Here is a 21,061-nt window from a genome sequence, read left to right as displayed (position 1 = left end):
ACACTGTATTATTCAAAAACGAATTTTACGGTGTTTTTTATCATAATAAAAGGATATTATTACTTACTTTAAATGAGCAAAAACGCTTACATTATTTTACATTACTTAAGCACACTTATTGTGTGATAATTTAAGAGTATCAAAAATAGCATTTAAACTAACTCCTTTTTTATATTGAGAATATACCCAAGCAATTACTTCTTGTTGGGATTGTTTACGAGCTATTTTTAAACCTTCTCCAAATTTAGAACAATCTGTGCTTATGCCACAAGTACAATAAAGATAAGTCAATTGAGTTAAAATCCAAAATCTCTTTATGGCTTTTTCACCACGAACTTGATAATTATCAAAACCTAATTCCATCTTATTTTGACGGAAAAATACTTCAATTGTCCAACGTTCACGGTATTGAAAAAGTATTTCTTCTGTTGTGAGATTTATATCTGTTGATATAAAAGATTTTAATGCTTTTTCATTATAGAGAGCTTCTTTAGGATAACTAATAAGAATTACAACATTTTTAAAACCATTGATTTTGCCCTCATATCTATAAACATAGTAAGAGTGCTTATTCACTGTTACGAGGTGAAAGTCTTCCTTGTTTATAGTTTTGGCAAAACCATTAATTTTATGATTCATGCGCGAGCATTTTGGGTATATAATTCTATTAGTTTTTAACGCTCCTATATATTCAAAGCCTTTTGCCTTTGCTGTTTTTATAATTATTTCAGCACTATACCAACTATCCCCTAAGACGAAACCTTGAATAGGTGGTTCGGGTAATGAAGATATTATATTTACAGCAATATTAATCTTAGTAAATTTTTTATTGTCTTTATCGACTTTAGTCTTATCATAAAGCGTTAGCTGATAAGGAATTGTAACATCGCCACATTGTAGTAAAGCACCTACAACTTGGTGTCCATAGACTTTTTTATTTTCTAAATGTGATTGATGGAATTGACACTTTTCTATAGGATTTTTAGCCCGTGACGAAGGCTTTGTCTTCTTACAGATAGTATCATCAATAATCACATAAATAGGCTTTCCTGTATCACGAGATAACTGCCAAATTTTATTAACTGCGAACTTTTGTAATGCTCTCAAAATATAATCTTCATTCCATGGGCTTTTGGATAAAAATTGACCTATGGATGTTCTATAAGTACTCTGATAGCAACTTTCAGCTATATGAATAACTTTGCCATCATACCCACGACCTACGGCTGCAAAGATAAATTCACAAACATGTTTTAATTGAGGCAGTGTTAAATATAATGATAATCCAAGTTTAATTATGAAATTGTTAATCTCTTTATTATATGGTATATTATTTTCTGTAGACATTTATATTCATCCTTTGTTTATGTTTTCTGACAGAAATATAATACACTAGGATATTATGAATGTCTATTTTTATTCCATAATTTGTTATGAAATTTGCTCATTTAAAGTACTTAATTATTGTTGTAAAAATTTATATATAGATATAGAATATAGGTAATAATTACGTATATTGGTTATATAAAGCTATTTTAAACTATGGTAGGTGAGAATATGAAAGAAAAATTAAAGAAAATAATTAAACCATATAAAGAAAACTATATTAGAGAAATAAGAAAAAACATAAGACATGCCCCGTTGATGACTACTGCTTGTGGAGTAATAATTGAAAATTCAAAAGGGGAGATTTTGCTACAGCAAAGAAAAGATAATAAAAAATGGGGTATTCCTGGTGGTGTCATGGAAATAGGGGAGAAATATGTAGATGTTGCTAAAAGAGAAGTATTTGAAGAAGTAGGTATTGAAATAGAAAATCTATGTCTTTTTGGGATATATTCTGGTGAAGACAGGATAATAGTATATCCCAATAATGATATTTGTTGTGTTACAAGTATAGTATTTAAAACTACAGAGTATAAAGGTGAAATTTTGCAAGAAACAGATGAAACTTTAAGACATATTTTCTTTAATAAAGATAATTTACCAGAGGAAATAAATGAGTTTGATAAGAATTATATTGAGGATTGGAAAAGAAATATTAATGAAGTCATAGTAAATTAATGACCAAAACATAAATATGTTTAATTGGCATGTTCTTATAAGATGTATGTAGGAGGAAAAATGAGTTATATACAATACAATTTACAATTTGAAAAAATGTGTAACGTTTTGAAGCTTGGGCAAATAGTTGATGTACCTAAAGCAATTCCAGGGGGGCTTTTACACAAAATGTATTTTATTGAAACCACACAAGGCAAATATGCAATTAAGGCATTAAACCCTCAAATAATGCTTAGACCTATGGCAATGCAAAACTTTATAAATTCAGAACTAATAGCCAATATTGCCTCAAATAACATACCTGCTCTTCCAGCTAAAAAGTTTAATGGAACTTTCATTCAAGTAATAGATAATCAATTCTATCTTGTATTTGATTGGATAGATGGTAGAAGCCTCAAAACTAATGAAATCAATATAATCCATTGTAAAAAAATAGGTGCTATACTTGCAGATATACATTTAACAGATTTTTCAGAGTTAGGTATAATTAATAATTCTTTAGATAACAAAGAGTTAATAGACTGGAAGTACTACTTACAAAAGGGAAAAGAAAATAATACAGTATGGGTTAATTTGATGCTTGAAATAGTTGATAATCTGTACCATTGGAATGCACAGGCAAATAAATCATCAAGAACGCTTGCAGCAAATCAAGTTATTAGCCATAGAGATTTAGATTCTAAAAATGTTATGTGGAACCAAGATAATCCCATTATTATTGATTGGGAAGCAGCTGGATATGTAAATCCCATGCAAGAATTAACTGAAACGGCTATTTATTGGTCTGAAGATGAAAAAGGAAACATTAATAAAGAAAAATTTTTATCATTTATAAGTGGATATAAAGCGAGATGCGGAAAACTAGAGGCAAATTGGAAAGAGATCTTAGTAAATGGCTTTTTAGGCAAATTAGAATGGCTGGAATATAGTTTAAAACGTTCTTTATGGATTGAATGTACAGACAAAGAAGAGCAAAACATGGGTACTGTTCAAGTAACAGAAACAATAAATTCCATTAGAAATTATTCTGAGATTATTTCTGAATTAGAAAAATGGCTAAATAATGAGATTTAATAAGAAGGGGATACATGTAATAATTATTAAAGGGGAGATTTATTATGAAGGCAATATGTATTATAGGAAGTCCAAAACCTAATGGTAGCACAGCATGTGTAACAGATAAAATTATAGAAGGAATGAAAAGAAACAAGATTAATGTTAAGAAATACGTACTTGGAGAAATGAACATAAATTATTGTAAAGGGTGCATGAAGTGCTATAAGACAAAAAAATGTATTCAAAATGATGATATGAATATAATAATTAATGATTTAATCCAGGCGGATATTGTAGTAATTGCTTCACCCTCATATTGGGGAGATGTTACGGGACAATTGAAAGTGTTCTTTGATAGATCAACGCCATTATCTGATACAAATGGTGACACAATCATTCCTAAGGGCAAGATTGGAGTTTCTGTAGCTGTTAGAACAGGCAGTAGAATTGAAGAAAACATGCACTTAATTCACACCATAGAGCATTACTATGGCCATTTAGGAATAAAACCATTAAAAAGATTTACCGTAGAAGGTGTACAAGTCAAAGAAGATTTTGAACAAAAAGAACAAAAGGTTAAAGAGGCTTTTGAACTAGGAATGAATATTTTGGAAAACATAACCCAAAAGTAAACTACTTACCACTTGATTACGCTAAAATGAAAAATTTTAGTATCTAACACTACATTTTTCCTTGTTTCATAGAATATTTATATTGAAATCAAAAAGAGTATCTTCGATTTTGAAGATACTCTTTTAACGTTATAAAATACATTGACAACAATATATGCCAATGGTATAATAAACAATTATACTCATATATTTTATATCATAACACATTTAAAGCTGAATGTCAATACTTTTTTGAAAGGAAGTTTTAAAATTGAAAAATTCTATTGATTTATTTAAAAACAATTTACTAGAAAAGCAGTTTTTTAATGCTGTGCTTAAGTGTAATGAATTTACAAGTGAATATGGACTAAAGATCAAAGAGGAGGATGTAAAAGAAATTATTAAAACAAGAAATATGTCTCTTAAAAATAGTGCAAGAATAGAATTCAATGGGCAAATTATAACTAAAATTATTATAGCTTTTTGTGATTCACCATATATATCACAATATAATTACAGTGACACAATAAATGAACTTGTAGAAATTTTTTATAATTATAAGAATGAAACTTTAGATTATATAAGTGATGATGAATTAATAGATATTATGAAAGAATATTTTAACAACTATTGTCAAGGATCGTTAGAACTTTTAGAAGGAAAAGTATTATACAAAATTGCTGATAATATAAGACATGGTGTAAAAGACTATACAAATCTTGATAATGAAAAGGATTGATATGTTATGGGTAAAGAAAATAAGCTTCAAAAATATAGACATTGTATAGATGAAAATTTCAGAGAAGAGTGTTTCTTTGAGGATGTTTTGATAAACTGTTATGAAAATAATTTAATAGATAATGATACTTTATCTAGGATATATTATGAAAGAATGGAGATTTTAAAAGTTAAATTAAAATATTATACAAAAGATGAGAGTAGCTCAGTTATGGTGGAAGTAGCTGAAAGTCTTTTACAGTGTATTGATTATACCATAGGAATTTATTTAAAAACTTTTGATAATATAGAATTGGTAATAGAAGAATTAAAAAATAAAAGTTTAGATTATATTGTAAAAATGGGACATGATTTAATTAAGGAAAAAGTATTAGAAGGAAAGAAGTTATTGCAAGAAATCAACATGAATAAGCTTAAAGTTGATAATTATTCATATAACGATACTATAGATTATGGTATTCCTCTATTTTTTAAAGAATATGAAGATTTTTTTGCAGCACACGAAACTCCAGGATCAATAGATTATCAACTTTGTATTGATAATATGAACTATGTGGGTATTGAATATATATATAATTACTTAAAAATATTATTCTTAGAAAATGAGTTTTGTAATAATTTTGATATTTGTGAAATTATTAATTTGCTAAAAGGGTACGATAGGAAATGTGAACTATTATTAATAAACATATTTGAGCTAGTATTAATTAATTCCCTAGGTATAATTATATGTGATAAATCTTTGATAAACCTTGATATTAATAGCATGGATAGGGCACATATAAAAACTAAGTTAGGCAAATTATCTTTAGAGGAATTACAAAAGGAGTTATTAAAATATGCAAAAATATGTTGTGAAATTTTAGATATTAAAGATATAGCATTAGTAGATTATATTACAAAGTCTACGCTAAAAATAAGCTTATTTATAAATGAAAGCATTAAAATAGATAAATTAGAAACAGTCTTTATCTCCTTCAACAAAGATTGCGGAAATGAATTTATTAAATATATAGATGGGAAAAAAATAAGTAACTCAGTGTTTAAAAAATTAAGTGAAGAAATTCGAGAGTGTTCTTCTGTTCAAGATAAAATTACATTAATTAAAAATAACATAAAAAGCTTAGAAGATTTAGTGGATATGTTAAGTGCCGAATGTTTATTTGGAAATGAATATAATATGTATTTTAAAAGTTTATCTCAAACGGAAATTGTACTTTTATCAAAGTACATATCTGATTTAAGTTTTGAAGGAGAGTATGAAAAAGAATGGTATTTTCAATTTAATAATTACCTTGCCAGTTTTAGCGAAAAAGAACGTCTGGCTATAAGGAAGTTTAAGGAAAGAATAGAGCTAATTTAGCAAATATAGCTTTTGGAAAAGCTATATTTATAATTTAACTTATATTATAACTCTCTTAATGAGTCAATATATTATATTGTAGAAACGTGAAGTTGTCAATGTTTTTTTCAAAAAAGCATGAAAAATCTTATTCATATTAGTTAATATGTCTTAGTCTCATTTCAAAGCTTTTCGTTCGTTTGTAAAGTCTCAAGTAAATACATATAATTAGTTTTATTAATTACAAGATTTACAAAATGAAATGGGGGATTTAATTATGTTATCAATGTTAATAGATTTATCATTAAGTGACAAAAATCAATATGGCACTAAGGCAAGTTCATTAGGTGAGCTAATGAAAAATGGAGAAGAAGTTCCAAATGGATTTGCACTATCTTCAGAGTTTTTTATTGAGTTTCTTAAGTATAATAATTTTCATTATAGCATTCAAGACTACTTAGCTTGTAATGAAGAAATCTACAATTTTATATTAAATGGGCAGTTTTCTTGTGAAATGGAGACAAGCCTTCTTAGATTTTTCAACAACATACAAACTAAAGAAGTCCAAGAAAAATTTGTAGTAAGATCCTCTGCATTAAGTGAAGATAATGACACATATAGTATGGCAGGTATGTTTTCTTCATACATAAACTTAAATTCTTTTGAAGAAGTTAAAAATTGTATAAAAAAGTGTTATGCTTCACTGTTTAATGATAAAGTCATAGAATATTTTGTAAATAATAATTTAATTTTTGAAGATTTGAAAATGTGTATAATAGTCCAGAATTTTATTTTAGGAGATTATTCTGGAGTTAATTTTTCAGTTGATACTATTGATATGAATGAAGACATAATGCATATTAATGCAGTAAATGGCTTATGTGATAATTATGTTAGTGGTAAAGCTAGTTCAGCTTTTTATAAAATCAACAAAAAAAATGGTGGAATACTTGATAAAAAAATTCCAGAAAACTTTCTCTCTCCATCAAAGAATATAATAAAAAGGTTATATGAAATCACATTGAAAATAGAAAGAATTTTTGGTAAATATCAAGATGTGGAATGGACCATTACCAATGATAAGATTTATATACTACAAGCTAGAGCTATTACCACCTTTAAAATTAAGAATTTCCAATTTAATTGGCAAAAAGAAGAGGATAATAACTATACTTGGTATAGAGAAAGTGATATACCTTATAAACCTTTAATCAATGAATTAAACTTAATACAAGGAGATGCATTAAATTCAGGCTTTTATGCAACAGGTTTTCAAGACTTTTATACTGAATATTGTGTACAAAATGGTTACTTCTTTTATAGAGATAAAAAAATGCTAAATAGGGAGTATCAAGAACAAAGCTTTTTAGCTATGATAGATGAGCTACATAATAAATATAAGAATATATTTCAAGATGTTGTGCTGCCAGAATTATTGTGTATTAAAAAGGATTTAGATAATTATATACGAAAAGAGTTAACACCTGCAAATAATATAATAAGAATGTAGGAAAAATACAAAATAAAAATGTATAAAAACCTACATTCTTATTTTGTATTTTGGACATAATTGCTATACTTCTACATGGAGGTATAACAACTATGATTAACAACTTACAAGGAGAGCTATTTCTAATTAATAGCATAGGAATTAAACCAAATTACGCCCAACTGGCAAAAAAATATGGTATGGATTGGAGGACTGTAAAAAAGTATGATCAAGGCTACAAAGGGAAACCAAAAACGAGAATTAAGAAAAGCAAGCTTGACCCATATCGTGTAGAAATTACTGATAAGTTAGCAATTCGTAGGATTACAATGAAAGGTGTTTATGAATTTATGGTGGATAAACATGGGATTAATACTATAGGTACCTATTCAAATTTCATCACTTATATCAAGAAAAACAAGTTACTACCTAAACAAAGTAATACTGGCCATCCACGTTATGAAACAAAAATTGGAAAACAAGGGCAAGTTGACTGGAAGGAGGATATAACACTTACTTCAAGATCTGGGGAAAAATACACTATAAATATTTTGCATGTAACACTTAGTTTTTCAAGATATAGCTACTTAGGACTATCCATTCAAAAAAAAACAGATGATGTTTTTAGATGTCTTATTAATTCCTTTGAAGCCTTTGGAGGAATACCAGAAGAGCTTTTGTTTGATAACATGTCCACTGTTGCAAATGTACATGGAGTAAAGAAAAAGATTACTGAAACAATGGGTAAGTTTGCAAAAGATTTTGGATTTAATGTCAGATTGTGTGGGGCAAGAAAGCCTGAAACAAAAGGGACTGTTGAAGCAAAAAATAAGGTAATTGACTGGATTCGGGCATATGATGGTGAATTTGATACATTAGATAATTTATTAGAGAAACTAAAGGAAATTAATTTAAAAATGAATATAAATATTAATACGGAAACAGGCATGTCGCCAACCGCTCTGTTTTATAAGGAAAAGGAATATCTGCATTCTTTACCAAAAGCTTCAATTATTGATACCTATCTATCACCAAATAAATATAAAGTTTCAAATGAAGCACTAATTAGATTTGGAGAGAGCAAATATTCCGTACATCCTAAGCTTATTAATGAGGAAGTTAGCGTTGATATCCTCGACAATAAACTATATATCTATTATAAAGGAAAACTTGTAACATTTCACTCAATTAATAAAAATCCAATTAATTATGTTCCAGAACATTACACGATACTTATGAAAGGGAAGGTTAAGGCTGCAGATTTAGAGGCTGTAGCTAATGAAAATTTAAAACTTATGGATAGATTATTAGAATCAAGAAAAATAGATATTTCAAATATAGAGGCTACAAAGTCACCCGAAGCATTATTAGCATATATGAATGGGAGCCCCTATGGTAACTGGATTATAGGGCAGTATGCCCATATGTCAAAAGAAAATCGAAGCACCTTTATTAAAGGAATGAATTTAGTACTTCCTTATGTAAAGAATAAAGAAATCTTCATGTCTAATTTAAAATTTTCAGTTAAAAACAATTGGTGTAAGCAATTAGATTATGATTGCTGGATAAATGATTTTATGGCAGTATGCGATGCAGAATGCATTCTAACAGATGAAGGATATAAAATAATTCATAATAAATATGAAAAAGAAATACAGGAGTTTACCTTAGGGCAGGCTCCAGGGATCGTGAGGATGAATTGCTAAATGAACAACTACAATACCCTTATTAATAACCTGGACACACTTGAATTAGTGCGAATTAGAGAGAACATTGATAGATACATAGATATGATGACAGACGGTAGCAAAACACCTGTTGATGCCTTATATGAATTAAGCCAATTAGAAATAAATTTCAAGAAGGATGCTGTAATAAAAGGGAATGTAAAAGTTGCTAATTTTCCGTTTTTAAAAGAAATTGATCAGTTTGACTTTGGATTTCAACCCTCAATAGATAAGGGAAAAATCATGGATTTTATAACACTTAGATTTTTAGAAAAGACGGAAAATATAATATTTTGTGGAAGTCCAGGAGTTGGGAAAACAAATTTAGCTGTATCAATAGGTATTGAAGCGGCTAAGCAACGTAATTGTGTGTATTTTATCACATTCCAGGAACTTATATCACAACTAAAAAAAGCAAGTGAAGAAAACAGGTTAGAAAGAAGAATAAAGTGGTTTTGCCGTTATAAACTTCTTATAATAGATGAACTGGGATATCAAAAGATGAATAATGAGTCTGCCAACTTATTCTTTAATCTTATAGCCAAAAGGTACGAGAAATCTTCTACAATAATAACAACTAATTCTCCCTTTTCAAAATGGGGTGATATTTTTCAGGAGCCAGTATTAACAAATGCTCTTTTGGATAGATTACTGCATCATTGCTCAGTTATCAATATAAATGGTCCATCATATCGCCTTAAAGATCAACTTCAATCAATCACTGCTGAGGAGGGGTAAAAGTACTAAATAAAAATGTAGGTTTTCCTACCATATTATTTTTGAAAAAACCTACATTTTTATATTGACATTTGCACACCACAAGAAGTGTTAATATTTTTGGAGAAATCCATTAGTTACATGAAGTTTTTATCCGCAAATCATCAGCCAGTTACCCATGGGTGCGATTACCTAGACACTTTCATGGAATATTACAAAAGTATAAATGATGATTATAATGTAGAGGATTTTTATGATTTAGTATTTAATGTTAGTATACTAAATAAAGAAAGAGAATTTTATATTGCTATGGCTAATGAAGTAAATTCAAATGCAATTTTAAATAAAATGTTTAAAAATTGCCAGTATAATGAACTTCTATATTCAAGACTCACTAGAATTTCTGAAAGTAAAAATCTACTGAAATTAATAAAAGATTACATAGCTTTATTTGGAATTTGTAACTTAGATATTGATGTTAATAGCCCTTATTTAGAGCCTTTATTAATGGAAGCTCCTTCTAAAGTAATAGGACATATCCGTGGATTTTTAGACCTTAATATTAAAAATTTTAAAGCTTCAATAGAAAATTCTTTAAAAAATAAAAAAAGAATTAAAGCGGATATATTGATAAATTTAGATAAAAAAGAAGTTGTAGAGTTTTTAAATAAACTTACTTTAGCAGAAAAAGCATATTTGGCAAGAGATGATCATCATTATTACTTTGAACGTATGACAAATTCATACTTACGTCTAGCATTAGGAGAGACTACAAAGATATTAATGAAAAATAAGCAGATACAAAATAAATCAGACATATATTTTCTTACTCTTAATGAAATTAAAATGGGGTTATTAAATAGTACTGATTTTAGAGAGCTTATAAATGAAAGAAAAAAGCTATACAATTATCAAAAGAAATTATTTGCACCACCTACTATTGGAAGAAATCATACTGAAAATACGGATTGCATAAACGAAAATAACGAACAAGATAAAGAAGGCTTCTGTGAAGATGCTATAGTTTTAAAGGGACTTTCAGGGTTAAGAAAAAAAGTTAATGGAAAGATTAAAATTGGAATGCCTGCTTATTTAGAAGAAAATAGTATATTAGTAGTTCCTTTTACACGCTGTGGAGAGCTTGAGCCTATAGTGAATTTCGTAAAAGGCATTATTGTAGAGGTAGGTTCACCATTTGAGCATTTAGGAATTCTTGCCAGAGAAATGAATATACCAGTTATATATAATGTTAGAAATATAATGACCTATGTTAGGGATGGGGATGAAGCTACATTAGATGGTTTTACTGGAGAAATTAAAATAATAAGAAAGAACTAATAAATATAAATAATACATTATATAAATATATACCAAGCCCTCCCATATTATAGTTTTTATAAAAGGAACTTTTTTGTACTCACTTTATCGTCACATAGATAGTTTATAAGTTGTATTGTGTTAATTTAAAATATGTACAATTATAGCATATAATAGTATGATGTTTGTAGATACCATTATATAATAATGCAATTAAATAGTTGAAAAATCAAAGAGTTTACTGAATTTTATATATTAAGGAGAGATATAAAAATGAACTATCCATTTGATTGTATAAGTGAACTAGTTTTTGTCCATACAGAAATTCAGAGTGCAGATATAATTTTGGTACCAGGAGGAAGCCATCCTCAATTGATGGAAAAGGCAGCAGAACTATATAAGAAGGGATTAGCACCATATATATTACCAAGTGGGTCAGTTAATCCTAAAATACCAGAATATAACTCAGAATGGGAATTTTTAAAATGTCTGGGAGTAAAATTAGGTGTACCAGAAGAAAAAATACTAAAGGAAGATAGGGCAAGAAATACTTTTGAAAATGCAGAATTTTCATTGAAAGTAATAAAAGAAAGTAATTTGCCAGTAAAAAAAGCTATCTTAGTTTGTAAGGCTTATCATTCAAGACGTGCATTATTAACATATCAATTATTATTTCCAAAGGATATAGAATTTATTGTTGTAACTGTTCCTGACAAAAGAAGAATTGAAAAAGATAATTGGTTTTTAGATGAAGAAAAAATAAAAATCGTTATGGGTGAAGTTGTAAAAATAGGTAAATACTTTGAGGATCATATAAAAAAGTTTCATGATAAATAAGAGCTAAATAGTAATTCATTATACGAAAATATATTTTAAAGAGGTATGATTATGATAATAAGAGAGTATAGAGATAATGATAATTTAGCATGGGTAAGATGCAGAGTTTTATCCTTTTTAGATAGCGCATATTTTGATAATGTATTAAGAGAAAAGGAACATTACCAAAACCCATCAATTGAATTAGTAGCGGAGGCAGATGGAAAAATAATAGGTTTAATTGATATAGAATATGAGATAGAAAAAGGCTCAGTATGCTATTATACAAGTGAATTAGGTGGAGTTATATGGCACCTAGCAGTATTACCTGAATATAGAAGCCAAGGAATAGCAACTTCCTTATTATATAAAGCAATAAGGAAATTAAAGACTAAAAACATAAAAAAGATTGAAGCATGGACACGGGACGACAAATGGGTGAATGATTGGTATAAAAGAAGGGGATTTATCCTTAAGGAATCATATTTACATGTTTATACCGAAGGAAAAGAATGTGGTGAAATTGCTGAATCAAAAATAGAAAATTTATTTATATGTAATTGTTTTGCTCACTATGTAGGGAAAAATACAGATGAAATAAAGAAAAAATTTAAAAGAGTACATGAATGTAACTTTTATGAACTAATATTTTAAAAATAGATGCTATATGCTAAAACATATCCACTTCAGTAGTTTTCTCATGGTCATGAATCAATACTATATGGGATATCTCAAGACAATTTAAGGTTCTACCTTCATAGGGAACGTCTTTATCAATTCTGTGTAGTATTGTTTATTCTTTGTCTAGGTCATTTTTCCTCGTATACTTTAAAATCTCATCTCCATTTTGATCAAAATGAGGAAATCCTACCATCCTCATTTGTATAATTATCTTTATTTACCATGATAATTAGTAATGATAACACTAAATTTTCATTATGTGGAGTTATTACTTCATAAACTGATTGATACTATATGAATTTATAGTAAATAATGTATAAGAATAAATTTATGTAAAGCACACTTGACATAAATTTATTCTTATACTATTATATATGTAAAGTATACTTTACATATGAGAGGTGGTGAATATATGAAAAACCGACTTGAAGAAATAAGAAAAGAACGAGGAATAAAACAAGAAGAATTATCAGATATTTTAGAGGTATCCCGTCAAACTATTAGCTCATTAGAAAACGGAAGATATAATCCATCTATAGTTTTAGCATTTAAAATTGCACGGTATTTCAATATGAGTATTGAAGATATATTTATTTATGAGGAGGAATAAAAATGAAAAATAAAAGAATCATATTTAGTATAACTGGTATAGTAGGAATCATTTTAATTCTAATGGGGGTATTTGTATTTAATAATCCTGACCAAGATATGATTAGTGGATTATGTTTTGGTATTGGTGGTGCATGCACTGTTTTAGCAGTAGGTTCATTAATTCAGTCATTAATAGTTTCACCTTTAGAGGATGAAGAAATAAGAAGAAAAAAAGCCATTGAAATAAGAGATGAACGTAACACTAGCATTAGAGAAAAATCTGGATACACGGTATCTCGCATTATGAATTATTTGCTTTTTGCTTATACACTTTTTTTAATTTTTATGAAAGCTGAGTTAATTTTTATTATTCTAGCAGTAGCTTTAATTTTGGTTCAATTAATTCTAATAATTTATTACTCAAATTATTATTCAAAGAAAATGTAATATAATAATCTGAGCACAATCTTCACTTATATTTAATATTTAGTTACTTGAATACCCAACACGGAACCTATTGAGGGTTCCGTGAAAGTTTCCGTAATTAAATAAACTTATACTTAGTATCTAATCATGTCATCTGATATTTGCATTACTTTATCGTCTACAATTTCAACTACCTTATTCTTATTTGTACCATAGAGAAGCAAATTTTAAGTATTTTTTCAATTCACTTCATTTTTTTATTCTTGACTCTAACGTAGCGTGATAGTGTATTTTATAACTATACTAAAAAGAAGAGAGGGAAAAAAATGAAAATTACAGCAATTAGATCAGATGTTATCTATAACAAAATGATTTCTGCAAAACCTGATGAACGTGATGACATATACCGTTATGAACTGATGAAACCATTTGAATTCAAATGGTCATGTATTGGTGTTCCAATTAAAGCGGATCAGCCAGGTGGTTATGATGTTGTTATGGCAAGCAGTATGGGTGGTGGATTTAAACCAAGGCAAATTAATAGTGAACGAATTAATGACGTTGAAAAAATTAGCGATGAAAATTTTTGGGATGATTGTGAGAAAAGTATTACAAAAGCGCTTGATAAATTCGAGGATAATGGTATTTCACTTCCTACAAAAGATTATATTTTTACTGTTTTACTGAATGATCCACTAAACCCAATGTCAAAAATGACTGGTGATTATTGTGGGGATGGTGGAATACCTGGTTATATCATAGGAACAATTATTCCTAATGATCATTCTCTTAAAATGTTGCCTGTTGCTCTTGCACACGAAACCAATCATAATGTAAGATGGCAGTTTATGCAGTGGAGTAATAAAATTACACTAGGAGATATGATTGTTAGTGAAGGTTTAGCAGAAAACTTTGCCGCATTTATGTTTGGAGAGGACAAAGTAGGTATGTGGGTTAAAAATACAACAGCAGAAATACTTTCAAATGTTATAAAACCTGCAATTAAGCATAATTTAAACTGTAGTGACTTCAATAAACTTTCAACATTTTTATATGGGGATGAAATTGCTACCATGCGCGGCATGACTCCGGTTGGTATGCCTTATTGTGCAGGATATGCTTGTGGTTATGAGCTAATCAAACATTATCTTAAAAAGACAGGCAGAACAATATTTGAAGCTACTATTATACCAACCGATATTATTTTAAAGGAAACAGAGGAGTTTTGGAATTGAAAATTAACGAAGTTGCGAAATTAACAGGAGTTACTGTAAGAACACTACATTATTATGATGAAATAGGATTACTCAAGCCTAGTAAAATTACTGAAGCTGGTTATCGTATATATGACGAAAATGACCTTTTTACACTTCAGCAAATATTATTTTTTAAGGAGTTGGATTTTCCTCTTACTGAAATAAAAAATATCATGCAAATTCCTTCCTTTGACAAACTAAAAGCACTAAAGGCTCATAAAGAGTTACTTACTAAAAAGCGTGAACGAATCGATAAATTAATAACCCTTGTAGATAATACTATAAAAGGAGAATGTGATATGAGTTTTAAAGAGTTTAATATGACTGAAATTGAAAATATGAAAGAAAAATATGCAAAAGAAGTTAAAGAGCGTTGGGGTAATTCCAGTGCCTATAAGGAAAGTGAGAAAAAGACTAAGAATTATAGCAAAGAGCAATGGCAAAAAATAGATGAGAAAAGCAAAGATATTTTTAAAGCCTTTGCTGCCAATATGGATAAAGATGCCCACAGCAAAGAAGTTCAAGAACTTGTTAAAGAATGGCAGAATTTTATAACAACGAATTTTTATAATTGTACAAACGAAATTTTAAAGTGCCTTGGTATAATGTACGTTGAAGATGAACGTTTTAAAAAGAATATTGACCAAAATGGTCATGGAACAGCAGAATTTATTTCAAAGGCCATTTCAATTTACTGTACAAAATAAGAACAATTTTTAAAGTTGTTTATAAATTGATTAAATTGTATTTTGCTTTGTCAATGGATAAAGCTAAAATATATTATTATTAGATCTTATAAATTTATACAAATAAAAAAACTTAAAATCCATAATTTCTATCAATATTTCTATACTTATTATAATATCCAAAAATCTAATCCTATTATAAATATACTCGAAGAATTTTATTATATAGGAATTTCATTGATTGAGTGGGTTAATATTGCTTAAAATATGTACAGTTATGGGCAACAATGGTATTATATTCATAAGGGGTGGTAAATAATAGTAAAACATTATGAATTAATAGAAGAGGGGAATATTAAATGGATTTAAAATCATGGAATAATGAAATTAAGCAGTTAAGGAAGATAATTTTAAAACCAGATAGAATTGAAGAAAGTAAAATCTTGTCTTTAAACTTACACTCTATGGTTCATTCTTCACTTATGTCAGGAATAGATAAAAAAACTTTTGAAGATGAACTTTGGGAAGGATTAGCGGAAAATACATTCAGGACTTCACAAAATAAAAAAGGTCGTACTATTGCATACGGTATTTGGCACTCCACTAGGATAGAGGACATAACAATGAACTTATTGGTTGCAGGGGAAAAACAGATATTTAATAAAGAAAATTGGCAGAAAAGAATAAACTCAAAAATTATAGATACTGGTAATGCAATGTCTAAAAATGAAATATTAGAATTTAGTAAATATATAAATATGCAGGAATTAAAAAATTATAGAATTGAAGTAGGAAGAAGGACAAGGAGCATAATAAAAAATCTTTCCACTGGAGATATGAAAAGAAAATTTGATAAAGATAGATTACAGCGTATATTAGATGAAGGAGCAGTATTAGATGTAAAAGCATCAAATTGGCTTATAGATTTTTGGGGAAGAAAAAATGTGGCGGGAATTATATTAATGCCAGTGACAAGGCATCATATGGTTCATATAAATGAATCTTTAAATGCAAAAAAGAAATGTAAAATAAGTAAGTCGTAATCTTCTTACGTTCCTCATAAATTTATGCGTAAATTCAATAAAACACCCCAAAATTCAACTCATGAAGAATGGGGTGTTTAAATAAATTATTCGTTTTTTCAGTTGTGATACTAAATATTAATATTGTTCATATTTTTTATAAAAATTTCTTTTTAATATATATTCCATAGTAATAAACACACCAACTAATATTAAGCATTCAAGTTCTAATAAGATAACGCTTATATTATGAACAGTAGATTTATTTAATATTAGAAATATTATAGTAAGTAGTAATGTACATGCTCCTGAAATACTCCATATTAAACTACATTTTCTATTAGCCAAAGCCAGTGTACTTGTATCTTTAGGATAAGCTACGCTCTTGTCATCTGAAAAGCCAGTAAAAATCATTGCTACAGGTATAATTAAATTTAATGTTCTGTGTATATTTTTATATAAAGTATATTTATATAAAATGCCTATGAAAATCATTATTATAGGAATACCTATATTGCAAGTCAATGTTAATATATTCATATCAAAACCTCCATATATCTTATAATAATATAACTATTCTTAATACTCCTTTTTATGCAATTATTATTCATGAACAATATTTTACTATTTTTACTTCACTAATAGTAATTATATCATATGATGTAATTGTTATTAGTTTTTCAATATAGAAACATATTAATTTTTACACAGTATTATTCAATTTATAATACTGATAAAAAAGAATTTAAGACACTCCACGATGTACTTCAATATTTTAAGCTAATGTGTATTAAAATATGTACAAGTATAGGATATAATGGTAATATAGCTATAGGAAAAATTTATTAAAGGGAAAACTGTAATATATAGATGTGAAAAGGAGTTGATAAAATGGGTTATAATAGGAAAGTTTTTGTCTTAGGTATGGCTAGAAGTGGTTATGAAGCTGCAAAACTACTGGTAAGCAAAGGCTATGAAGTTATTGTAAATGATGCTAATACTGAACAAAACTTAGAACAAATGAAAGAACTGCACTCCTTGGGTATAAAGATTATTTTAGGAAGTCATCCTGAGGATTTGATTGATAATACTTTTGAAATGATAGTTAAAAATCCTGGTATTTCAAATAATCATAAATATATAAAAAGGGCTCGTGAACTTAATATCCCTGTTATAAATGAGTTAGAGTTAGCGTTTCGCTATTTCCCGGCAGGGGCCACAATTGTTGGAGTTACGGGAACTAACGGAAAGACAACTACAACAAAAATAATTTACGAGATTTTAAAAAATAGCTCAAAGAGTGTATATTTGATGGGCAATATTGGATATCCTGTATGTTCTTTTGTGTCTAAATTGAAAGATAATGACATAGCAGTTATGGAAGTATCAGACCATCAGCTATGTAATGTATCAGATTTTAAAACAAATATATCTGTTTTAACTAATTTATCAGAAGCTCATCTTGATTTTCATGGATCGTATGATATTTATAAAAACATGAAAAAGAGGATTTTCAACCATCACACCAAAAGTGATATAGCAATTCTTAATTTGGATAGCAAAGAAGTTCTTGGCATGGCAAATGACATTGAATCTACTAAAAAATATTTTTCATCTAGTTCACCAAATAAATTGGGTTGTTCAATAGCTGATGGATATATTTATTATAATAACAATAAAATAATAGCTTTAAATGAAGTAAAACTTAAAGGAAAGCATAATTACGAAAATGCTATGGCAGCAATTGTCGTTACTAAAGAGCTAGGAGTAGCCGATAATGCCATTGTTAATGTTTTAAAAACTTTTGGCGGTGTAGAACATAGGATGGAATATGTTAAAACTATAAATAATATAGATTTTTATAATGATTCTAAATCCACTAATATAACGTCAACACAAATTGCTTTAGCCTCATTTACAAGACCAACAGTACTATTGCTGGGTGGACTAGATAGAGGTCATAGTTTTGATGAATTGAAGGACTACTTATTGAATGTAAAACTAATTATAGCATATGGTGAAGCAAAAATGAGAATAGAGGCTTTTGCTATAGAATGTGGTATTCTTTGTAAAGTTGTCAATACATTAGAAGAGGCTACTGAGTTAGCATATAATTCGTCTAGTGAAGGCTATGTTGTTCTTCTAAGTCCTGCATGTGCTTCATGGGATCAATTTAAGGATTTTGAGGTTCGTGGAAATTTGTTTAAAGAGTGTGTTAAAAAACTAGAGTTTAAATGTTACTAAAATCATTAATTTGTATTAAAGTATTTACATACTAGTTGAAAATATTATAAAAATAAGTTAAAATAAATACATAAAACATAGAATATGGAAAATTAGAATTTTATATAAAGAAAGGGCAAGGTACTTAAGCGTGAATATTTAATCCACTTTTAAAAGATTTATAAATCATAAATATTTATAAAATGTAATAATATTTTTCTAAAGATCTTCTCAGTGGAGGTTTTTTAGTGATGCATTTTATTCGTGAGTGGATGGTATTTAAGTTTAAACTGAAAGCTTTTTCTTATTTTAAATAATAGTTTTATTTTAAGAATTAAGAACGTAATTTTTTATATTGAACAAAGATTTTATTCTAAAATATTAGTTTAAGAATTTTTGTATATAAATATGTAAAAAATTATGTACTTGTTAATAATTAAAATATATCGTTATTTATATAGACCCAAATACTATCCTCTCCAGTTTACTAAGGAGGGGTTTTTTTTGATGTTAATTGAGTGTGCAAATATAAAACAATATTATGGTGATAGGCTAATACTAGATATAGAAAATCTAAAAATATATTCTGAAGACCGTATAGGAGTAGTGGGTATCAATGGTGTTGGCAAGACTACTCTTATGAATATACTTTGTGGAAAATTACAGCCCGATGAAGGTTTTATCAAAAGTTATGGTAATATTAGCTATATCTCTCAGTTGGAAGCTTCAGATCAGGAAGAAATCAATCAAGAAATGGCTAGTAAATTTGGAATAACAGCTAGCTGGAAAGAATATATGAGTGGAGGAGAAAAGACTAAATTTAAACTAGCTCAAAGCCTAGATAGCAATAGTGAAATAATCTTTGCTGATGAGCCTACATCAAACCTTGATATAGAATCTATAAAGCTTTTAGAAGAAAAATTTAAGTCCTACCATGGAGCTCTATTCATAATATCTCATGATAGAGAATTTCTTGATAGAATTTGCAATAAAATTTTAGAAATCGACAAAGGAAAAGTAAAGTTTTATAACGGTAATTATACAGAATACAAACATAAAAAAGAAATGGAAGTTAAAAGGTGTCAATTTGAATATGAAAAATACCAAAATGAAAAGCAAAGATTAGAAGATTTAATAGAAAAAACTGAAGGTAGGGTTAAATCTATAAAAAAGGCACCAAAAAGAATGGGAAATTCTGAAGCAAGACTTCATAAGATGGGAAATCAAAAATCTAAGGCAAATTTAGATAGAGCTATAAAAAACATGAAGTCTAGACTAGAACATTTAGAAATTAAAGAAAGACCAAAAGATGTTCAGAAAATAAAAATAGATGCCTTAAGTACAAATAAACTCCACAGTAAAATTCTTATAAGTGGAAGAAATATAAACAAAGCCTTTGGTGAAAAAACTATTTTTAGGGATGGGGATCTTAACATATGTAATGGTTCCAAGACAGTACTAATAGGACCAAATGGAAGTGGTAAAAGTACACTTATAAATATGATAATGAGAAATGATACATACTTTAAAATATCACCTGGAGTTAAAATAGGATATTTTAGTCAATCTCTTGATGTATTAGATGATAAACTTAGTATAATTGAAAATATTATGGAAGAGTGCATTTACAGTGAAACCTTTGCAAGAACACTTTTAGCAAGACTTCTATTTAAAAGAGAAGATATCTATAAAAAAGTAGGAGTACTTAGCGGAGGTGAACGAGTTAAAGTTTCCTTTGCAAAAATATTCTTACAAGATATAAATCTTCTTATATTAGATGAGCCTACAAACTATTTGGATATCTATTCTATGGAAGCTTTAGAAGAAGCTTTAAAGGATTATTCAAGAACCATATTATTTGTCTCTCATGATAGAAGATTCGTAAGTGATCTAGCTGATCATATAATTTCAATAGAAAATACAAAGCTTGTTTCTTTTGAAGGAACTTATAAAGAATATATGCAAAAGAAAACTAGAAAAGTTAAATTTTTTGATAAAGAAAGAGAGCAGAAAATCTTATTGCTTCAAAATAAAGTTTCTTACCTTATAGGCAAATTATCTATGCCAGATAAAAAAGACGATATTGAGAAACTGGATAAGGAATATAAAGAAACTATTAAAGAACTTACCATGATAACTAAAAATTCTTAGATAATTGATAACTTTATTTAATCATCTACTAAAAATACTGTTTAATAATTTAATCTACATATTAATTTAGAGAAAAGGAAGTGAAATATATTGATAATTTTAGAAACTTAGCGTTTATTCCTAAGGATTTTTAAATCCAGTGATTTAA

20 protein-coding genes are annotated in these 21,061 nt (G+C 28.0%); 18 read left to right on the top strand and 2 right to left on the bottom strand.

Features of this window, described 5'->3' with window-relative positions; genetic code table 11:
• Nucleotides 1-105: 105 nt before the first annotated feature.
• Nucleotides 106-1,347: an IS701 family transposase gene (locus CC89_RS06720; protein ID WP_035290522.1), complete on the bottom strand. Its 1,242-nt coding sequence runs from the start codon at nucleotides 1,345-1,347 to the stop codon at nucleotides 106-108.
• A gap of 210 nt (nucleotides 1,348-1,557) precedes the next feature.
• Between CC89_RS06720 and CC89_RS06715 the strand changes: the two genes are divergently transcribed.
• From CC89_RS06715 to CC89_RS06640, 16 genes are all read left to right on the top strand, one after another.
• Complete coding sequence (locus CC89_RS06715; RefSeq protein ID WP_051931566.1) at nucleotides 1,558-2,064, top strand: NUDIX hydrolase; 507 nt, start codon at nucleotides 1,558-1,560, stop codon at nucleotides 2,062-2,064.
• Between the two features lie 60 nt (nucleotides 2,065-2,124).
• On the top strand, nucleotides 2,125-3,138 hold the full coding sequence (locus CC89_RS06710; RefSeq protein ID WP_035290519.1) for a phosphotransferase: 1,014 nt from the start codon (nucleotides 2,125-2,127) through the stop codon (nucleotides 3,136-3,138).
• Nucleotides 3,139-3,182: 44 nt separating this feature from the next.
• The gene (locus CC89_RS19485; RefSeq protein ID WP_051931564.1) at nucleotides 3,183-3,752 is read left to right on the top strand and encodes a flavodoxin family protein; all 570 of its coding nucleotides are present in this window, start codon (nucleotides 3,183-3,185) and stop codon (nucleotides 3,750-3,752) included.
• Between the two features lie 250 nt (nucleotides 3,753-4,002).
• Complete coding sequence (locus CC89_RS06700; RefSeq protein ID WP_035290516.1) at nucleotides 4,003-4,470, top strand: DUF6323 family protein; 468 nt, start codon at nucleotides 4,003-4,005, stop codon at nucleotides 4,468-4,470.
• Nucleotides 4,471-4,476: 6 nt separating this feature from the next.
• Nucleotides 4,477-5,832, top strand: coding sequence for a DUF6179 domain-containing protein (locus tag CC89_RS06695; protein WP_035290514.1), 1,356 nt, complete (start codon nucleotides 4,477-4,479; stop codon nucleotides 5,830-5,832).
• Nucleotides 5,833-6,088: 256 nt separating this feature from the next.
• Nucleotides 6,089-7,321 carry a PEP/pyruvate-binding domain-containing protein gene (locus CC89_RS06690; protein ID WP_035290512.1) on the top strand — a complete coding sequence of 411 codons (1,233 nt, stop codon included), beginning with the start codon at nucleotides 6,089-6,091 and terminating at the stop codon, nucleotides 7,319-7,321.
• A 92-nt stretch (nucleotides 7,322-7,413) separates the two neighbouring features.
• A complete protein-coding gene (istA, locus tag CC89_RS06685; protein WP_051931454.1) occupies nucleotides 7,414-9,006 on the top strand; it encodes an IS21 family transposase in 1,593 nt (530 codons plus the stop codon).
• Nucleotides 9,007-9,765: an IS21-like element helper ATPase IstB gene (gene istB, locus CC89_RS06680; RefSeq protein ID WP_035289149.1), complete on the top strand. Its 759-nt coding sequence runs from the start codon at nucleotides 9,007-9,009 to the stop codon at nucleotides 9,763-9,765.
• A gap of 120 nt (nucleotides 9,766-9,885) precedes the next feature.
• Nucleotides 9,886-11,082, top strand: a complete 1,197-nt coding sequence (locus CC89_RS06675) for a PEP-utilizing enzyme (protein ID WP_035290510.1) — start codon at nucleotides 9,886-9,888, stop codon at nucleotides 11,080-11,082.
• 252 nt (nucleotides 11,083-11,334) lie between these two features.
• Nucleotides 11,335-11,898 (top strand): YdcF family protein, encoded by a 564-nt coding sequence (locus tag CC89_RS06670; protein WP_035290508.1) that lies wholly within the window; start codon nucleotides 11,335-11,337, stop codon nucleotides 11,896-11,898.
• A 51-nt stretch (nucleotides 11,899-11,949) separates the two neighbouring features.
• Nucleotides 11,950-12,531: a GNAT family N-acetyltransferase gene (locus CC89_RS06665; RefSeq protein ID WP_035290506.1), complete on the top strand. Its 582-nt coding sequence runs from the start codon at nucleotides 11,950-11,952 to the stop codon at nucleotides 12,529-12,531.
• Nucleotides 12,532-12,970: 439 nt separating this feature from the next.
• Entirely contained in the window at nucleotides 12,971-13,168 is a 198-nt protein-coding gene (locus CC89_RS06660) for a helix-turn-helix transcriptional regulator (RefSeq protein ID WP_035290504.1), read from the top strand.
• A 2-nt stretch (nucleotides 13,169-13,170) separates the two neighbouring features.
• Nucleotides 13,171-13,596: a hypothetical protein gene (locus tag CC89_RS06655; RefSeq protein WP_035290502.1), complete on the top strand. Its 426-nt coding sequence runs from the start codon at nucleotides 13,171-13,173 to the stop codon at nucleotides 13,594-13,596.
• A 305-nt stretch (nucleotides 13,597-13,901) separates the two neighbouring features.
• On the top strand, nucleotides 13,902-14,810 hold the full coding sequence (locus CC89_RS06650; protein ID WP_035290501.1) for a DUF2268 domain-containing putative Zn-dependent protease: 909 nt from the start codon (nucleotides 13,902-13,904) through the stop codon (nucleotides 14,808-14,810).
• Entirely contained in the window at nucleotides 14,801-15,538 is a 738-nt protein-coding gene (locus CC89_RS06645; protein ID WP_353601073.1) for a MerR family transcriptional regulator, read from the top strand. The genes CC89_RS06650 and CC89_RS06645 overlap by 10 nt, the downstream gene beginning before the upstream one ends.
• A gap of 338 nt (nucleotides 15,539-15,876) precedes the next feature.
• Nucleotides 15,877-16,560: a hypothetical protein gene (locus tag CC89_RS06640; RefSeq protein ID WP_035290495.1), complete on the top strand. Its 684-nt coding sequence runs from the start codon at nucleotides 15,877-15,879 to the stop codon at nucleotides 16,558-16,560.
• A gap of 117 nt (nucleotides 16,561-16,677) precedes the next feature.
• Here CC89_RS06640 and CC89_RS06635 read toward each other — a convergent pair whose 3' ends face one another.
• Nucleotides 16,678-17,079 carry a membrane protein gene (locus CC89_RS06635; protein ID WP_035290492.1) on the bottom strand — a complete coding sequence of 134 codons (402 nt, stop codon included), beginning with the start codon at nucleotides 17,077-17,079 and terminating at the stop codon, nucleotides 16,678-16,680.
• Between the two features lie 351 nt (nucleotides 17,080-17,430).
• Between CC89_RS06635 and murD the strand changes: the two genes are divergently transcribed.
• Both murD and abc-f read left to right on the top strand, forming a co-directional pair.
• Entirely contained in the window at nucleotides 17,431-18,783 is a 1,353-nt protein-coding gene (gene murD / locus CC89_RS06630) for a UDP-N-acetylmuramoyl-L-alanine--D-glutamate ligase (RefSeq protein ID WP_035290489.1), read from the top strand.
• Between the two features lie 486 nt (nucleotides 18,784-19,269).
• A complete protein-coding gene (gene abc-f / locus CC89_RS06625; RefSeq protein ID WP_286161324.1) occupies nucleotides 19,270-20,913 on the top strand; it encodes a ribosomal protection-like ABC-F family protein in 1,644 nt (547 codons plus the stop codon).
• The last annotated feature ends 148 nt before the right edge of the window (nucleotides 20,914-21,061 follow it).

This window comes from Clostridium sp. KNHs214, assembly GCF_000744935.1.
Classification (GTDB): Bacteria; Bacillota; Clostridia; order Clostridiales; family Clostridiaceae; genus Haloimpatiens.
The sequence above is the reverse complement of the archived record's forward strand: the minus strand, read 5'-3'. Positions and strand labels throughout refer to the sequence as shown.

Bases quoted from the DNA above. Each gene is read 5' to 3' on its own strand.
- istA (WP_051931454.1), top strand. From the start codon at position 7,414: ATGATTAACAACTTACAAGGAGAGCTATTTCTAATTAATAGCATAGGA.
- CC89_RS06690 (WP_035290512.1), top strand. From the start codon at position 6,089: ATGTTATCAATGTTAATAGATTTATCATTAAGTGACAAAAATCAATAT.
- CC89_RS06715 (WP_051931566.1), top strand. From the start codon at position 1,558: ATGAAAGAAAAATTAAAGAAAATAATTAAACCATATAAAGAAAACTAT.
- abc-f (WP_286161324.1), top strand. From the start codon at position 19,270: ATGTTAATTGAGTGTGCAAATATAAAACAATATTATGGTGATAGGCTA.
- CC89_RS06650 (WP_035290501.1), top strand. From the start codon at position 13,902: ATGAAAATTACAGCAATTAGATCAGATGTTATCTATAACAAAATGATT.
- CC89_RS06640 (WP_035290495.1), top strand. From the start codon at position 15,877: ATGGATTTAAAATCATGGAATAATGAAATTAAGCAGTTAAGGAAGATA.
- CC89_RS06675 (WP_035290510.1), top strand. From the start codon at position 9,886: ATGAAGTTTTTATCCGCAAATCATCAGCCAGTTACCCATGGGTGCGAT.
- CC89_RS06665 (WP_035290506.1), top strand. From the start codon at position 11,950: ATGATAATAAGAGAGTATAGAGATAATGATAATTTAGCATGGGTAAGA.
- CC89_RS06635 (WP_035290492.1), bottom strand. From the start codon at position 17,079: ATGAATATATTAACATTGACTTGCAATATAGGTATTCCTATAATAATG.
- murD (WP_035290489.1), top strand. From the start codon at position 17,431: ATGGGTTATAATAGGAAAGTTTTTGTCTTAGGTATGGCTAGAAGTGGT.
- CC89_RS06710 (WP_035290519.1), top strand. From the start codon at position 2,125: ATGAGTTATATACAATACAATTTACAATTTGAAAAAATGTGTAACGTT.
- CC89_RS06660 (WP_035290504.1), top strand. From the start codon at position 12,971: ATGAAAAACCGACTTGAAGAAATAAGAAAAGAACGAGGAATAAAACAA.
- istB (WP_035289149.1), top strand. From the start codon at position 9,007: ATGAACAACTACAATACCCTTATTAATAACCTGGACACACTTGAATTA.
- CC89_RS06695 (WP_035290514.1), top strand. From the start codon at position 4,477: ATGGGTAAAGAAAATAAGCTTCAAAAATATAGACATTGTATAGATGAA.
- CC89_RS06655 (WP_035290502.1), top strand. From the start codon at position 13,171: ATGAAAAATAAAAGAATCATATTTAGTATAACTGGTATAGTAGGAATC.
- CC89_RS19485 (WP_051931564.1), top strand. From the start codon at position 3,183: ATGAAGGCAATATGTATTATAGGAAGTCCAAAACCTAATGGTAGCACA.
- CC89_RS06720 (WP_035290522.1), bottom strand. From the start codon at position 1,347: ATGTCTACAGAAAATAATATACCATATAATAAAGAGATTAACAATTTC.
- CC89_RS06670 (WP_035290508.1), top strand. From the start codon at position 11,335: ATGAACTATCCATTTGATTGTATAAGTGAACTAGTTTTTGTCCATACA.